Source organism: Nocardia sp. NPDC004722, from assembly GCF_053601505.1.
Genome location: NZ_JBSGBY010000673.1, coordinates 1 through 4,370 on the forward strand (window position 1 = coordinate 1; position 4,370 = coordinate 4,370).

2 protein-coding genes are annotated in these 4,370 nt (G+C 66.3%); one reads left to right on the forward strand and one right to left on the reverse strand.

All coding sequences use genetic code 11. The features are described from left to right. The first annotated feature begins 226 nt into the window (after window positions 1–226). A complete protein-coding gene (locus ACWELQ_RS39455; RefSeq protein ID WP_452402113.1) occupies window positions 227–814 on the forward strand; it encodes a TetR/AcrR family transcriptional regulator in 588 nt (195 codons plus the stop codon). 122 nt (window positions 815–936) lie between these two features. On the opposite strand, the gene ileS is transcribed toward ACWELQ_RS39455, so the two are convergent. Next, window positions 937–4,092 carry an isoleucine--tRNA ligase gene (ileS, locus tag ACWELQ_RS39460; RefSeq protein ID WP_452402114.1) on the reverse strand — a complete coding sequence of 1,052 codons (3,156 nt, stop codon included), beginning with the start codon at window positions 4,090–4,092 and terminating at the stop codon, window positions 937–939. Between the last annotated feature and the right edge of the window lie 278 nt (window positions 4,093–4,370).

A 4,370-nucleotide genomic window follows, 5' to 3' on the forward strand; every position in this document is an offset into this window, starting at 1 on the left:
GAGGAGCGCGAAAAGAGTGTCCAGCACATGCTTCTCTTGTTCCGGTGTGCGGTCGACTTCGAAATTCTGGCCAGGCAGCGCGATTTCCTGGACATTGTTCGCTCCTAGCGACCGAGTTCCGATCCTTCGGCGAGACGGTCCGTCTCGTCTTGTTGATGAAGTTAGACCGATTGCGGACCACTGTCAAGACGAGACGTTCCGTCTCGTTTGGCGGTATGCTGAAGCCATGCCACAGCCGCCCAAACCCGAACTGCGCAACGCCAAATCCCACCAGGCGATCCTGGACGCGACCTTCGAACTGGTGGTCAGCAAGGGCTACGGCAAACTGACCATCGAGGCCATCGCCGCCAAGGCCGGCGTCGGCAAACAGACCATCTATCGCTGGTGGCCGTCCAAGGGCGCGATCGCCCTGGAAGCCATCAACGACCGCATCGGCTCCGCCACCGACTTCGCCGACACCGGCGACATCGCCGCCGACCTGAAAACCCAGATCCACGGCCTGTCCCGCATGCTGGCCGGCGACGTCGGGTGCGTCTACCGCGGCGTCATCGCCGAAGCCCAGCACGACCCGGCGTTGCTGCAACTGGTCCGCGACACCTTCGTCGAACCACGCGCCCAGAAGGGCGCGGTCCGCCTCGAATCCGCCATCCACGCAGGCCAAATCCGCGACGATCTGTCCCTGCTCGCCATGACCAACATGCTCTACGGCCCCGTCTACGTCCGCTTCCTGCTCGGCGTGGGCGACGTCGCCGAAGCCGCCGACATGGTCGACCCCATCCTCGACGGCCTGCGCCCCCGCACCCCCGAAAACTGATCCCGGCCAAACCAATCCGCGCCGACCGACAGGTCACGAACACCCAGCAGCGATGGAATGACGAGAACAGCACTGTGCCCCGCTGCTCATGCAGCGGGGCACAGGACCTCAGAGGTTGCGAGCTACGCCTTGGTGATCGAGACCTTCACGCCGCCGACGATCTCGCTGGCGTCCTCGCCGGTCGCCGCGAAAGTGAGGGCGGTGGCGAGGATTTCGCCCGCGATGAGGGCGCGGTGGGTTTCGGCCCAGTCCCGGCGCTCGGCGGGGACGTCGAGGACCACGGTGATGCGGTCGGAGACGTCGAGGCCCAGGGACTTGCGGGTTTCCTGGAGGTCGCGGATGAGGTCGCGGGCCCAGCCCTCGGCCTCGAGTTCCTCGGTGACGAGCGAGTTCAGCACCACCAGACCGGCATTGCCGGGCAGGGCGGCGGTGGACTCGGGTTCGGCGGCGACCAGGCGCTGGGTGTATTCCTCGGGCAGCAGGGCGATTCCGGCGGCGGTGACGGTGCCGTCGGCGGTCTCGTTCCACTCCCCCGCCTTGACGGCCTTGATGACCGTCTGGACTTCCTTGCCGATGCGCGGGCCCGCGGCGCGCGCGTTCACCACGAGCTCGAAGCGGCCGTGGGCGGCCACGTCGGTGGTGAGATCGACGCGCTTGACGTTCACCTCGTCGGCGATGAGATCCGCGAAGGGCCGCAGGCGCTCCGCGTCGGCGGCCGCCACGGTGACCTCCGAGAGCGGCAGGCGCACACGGAGATTCTGGGCCTTGCGCAGGCTCAGCACCGTGGAGCAGACCGTGCGGACCTCGTCCATGGCCGACACCAGCGCGGCGTCGTGCGGCAGTTCCTCCGCGGTCGGCCAATCGGTCAGGTGCACCGAACGCTCACCGGTCAGCCCCCGGTAGATGACCTCCGACAGCAGCGGCAGCAGCGGAGCGGCCAGTCGCGTGGTCACCTCGAGCACCGTGTGCAGGGTGTCGATGGCGTCGCGGTCCTCTTCCCAGAAGCGCGAACGCGACCGGCGCACATACCAATTGGTGAGCGCGTCGGCGAAGGTGCGCAGCTCGTCGCAGGCGGTCGCGATGTCGTACACCTCGAGGGCGTCGGTCATCACGTCGCGGGTCTGCGCGAGCTTGGCCAGGATGTACTGGTCCAGCACGTTCTTCGAGTCGGTGCGCCAGGTGCCCGGCGCGGTCGCGTAGAGCTGCAGGAACGTCCACGCGTTCCACAGCGGGCGCAGCGCCTGGCCGACACCCTCGCGGATGCCGCGCTCGGTGACGATCAGGTTGCCGCCGCGCAGCACCGGGGACGCCATCAGGAACCAGCGCATGGCGTCGGAGCCGTCGCGGTCGAAGACCTCGTTGACGTTCGGGTAGTTGCCCTTGGACTTGGACATCTTGAGGCCGTCGTCACCGAGCACGATGCCGTGCGCGACAACCGATTTGAACGCCGGTCGATCGAACAGCGCCGTGGACAGCACGTGCAGGTTGTAGAACCAGCCCTTGGTCTGGCCGTTGTACTCGACGATGAAGTCGCCGGGGCTGTGCGCGGGGGTGTCTGAGGTGCCCTCGAACCATTCCTTGTTCTCGAACGGGTAGTGCACCTGGGCGTACGGCATGGAACCGGACTCGAACCAGCAGTCGAGCACCTCGGGGGTGCGGCGCATCATCGACTTCCCGGTCGGGTCATCGGGATTCGGGCGCACCAACTCGTCGATCCCCGGGCGGTGCAGATCGGTGGGGCGCACGCCGAAGTCGCGCTCGAGGGCGTCGAGCGAGCCGTAGACGTCCACGCGCGGGTAGGCCGGATCATCCGAGATCCACACGGGGATGGGCGCACCCCAGTAGCGGTTGCGACTGATGTTCCAGTCGCGGGCGTTCTCCAGCCACTTGCCGAACTGACCGTCGCGCAGATGCTCCGGGGTCCAGCTGATCTCCTTGTTGAGCTCCAGCGCGCGGTCGCGGAACTTGGTGACCGCCACGAACCAGGACGGCACCGCCATGTAGATCAGCGGCTGGCCCGACCGCCACGAGTGCGGGTAGGAGTGCTCGATGGTCTCGTGCCGCAACAGCTTTCCGGCGGCCTTGAGGTCCTTGATGATGACCGGGTTGGCGTCGAAGACCATGAGGCCCTCGTACGGCGGCACCATCGAGGTGAACTTGCCGCCCGCGTCCAACGGCTGCACGATCTCGATCCCGTTGGCCGAGGCGACATCCATGTCCTCCTCACCGAAGGCGGGCGCGAGGTGCACGATGCCGGTGCCGGAGTCGGTGGTCACGTAGTCGGCGTTGAGCACGCGGTGCGCGCGCGGGTGGCCGAGGAAGAAGTCGAACGGCGGCAAGTAGTGCAGCCCCTCGAGCGCCGCGCCCGAGTGCTCCGACAGCACGGTCGGCTCCTCGCCGAACTCGCGCGCGTAGTGCGACACCCGCTCGGCGGCAAGCACGTACCGCTTGCCGTCCTGGCCCTCGATGTGGGCGTAGGTGACGTCCGGGTGCACGGCAATCGCCAGGTTGGACGGCAGGGTCCAGGGCGTGGTGGTCCAGATCAGCGCGTTCGCGCCGTCCAGGGCGTGCAGCGGATGGTCCGCGGGCACCCGCAGCACCATGTCGACGGTGACGGCCGGGTCCTGACGCATCCGGTAGGAGTCGTCGAGGCGGGCCTCCTGATTCGACAGCGGGGTCTGCTCGTACCAGCTGTAGGGCAGCACCCGGAAGCCCTGATAGATCAGGCCCTTGTCATACAGCGACTTGAACGCCCACATGACCGATTCCATGAAGTCGAGGTCGAGGGTTTTGTAGTCGTTGTCGAAGTCGACCCAGCGCGCCTGACGGGTCACATAGTTACGCCACTCGTTGGTGTAGCGAAGGACCGAGGATTTGCACGCGGCATTGAATTCCGCCAGCCCCATGGCATCGATCTGTGATTTGTCCGTGATACCGAGCTGCTTCTCAGCTTCGATTTCCGCGGGCAGGCCGTGAGTATCCCAACCGAATCGCCGATCGACCTTCTTCCCGCGCATCGTCTGAAATCGCGGGATCAAATCCTTGACGTATCCGGTCAGCAGATGACCGTAGTGCGGCAATCCGTTGGCGAAGGGCGGACCGTCGTAGAAGACGAATTCCTCTGCCTGCGAACGGTTCTCGATGCTGGCGCGGAAGGTGTCGTCGGCGGCCCAGTAGTCGAGGACCCGCTGCTCCAGCTCAGGGAAGGACACCTGGCCGCTGGTCCGGCTCAGATCGACCCGGGGATATGCGTTTCGGGTGTTGCTCTCGTCCGCCATAGCGGCCTCTCGTCTCCTCGTGCCATCACAGTGGGCACGGGGACGATCCCGGCGCTCGGTGCGCCGTAACCGCGGTACCACCCCGCTTGCCCGGCCGCTGGATCAGCGAAAACCCTTGCGGGACCGAGCCTCTCGTTCCGAGCTGTGACGGGCTCACCCGTTCGGTTCTAGTAGGCGAGTCGCCTCGCCGTTCTTCCGAAGACTCCCCGGTGATGGCCGGATCAACGCCGTAAAGCTGTCTTCATACTAGCGGGGCGGGTCCAGCGGATATTCCGCGG

Coding starts and splice junctions, on each gene's coding strand:
- ACWELQ_RS39455 (WP_452402113.1), top strand. CDS start 227: ATGCCACAGCCGCCCAAACCCGAACTGCGCAACGCCAAATCCCACCAG.
- ileS (WP_452402114.1), bottom strand. CDS start 4,092: ATGGCGGACGAGAGCAACACCCGAAACGCATATCCCCGGGTCGATCTG.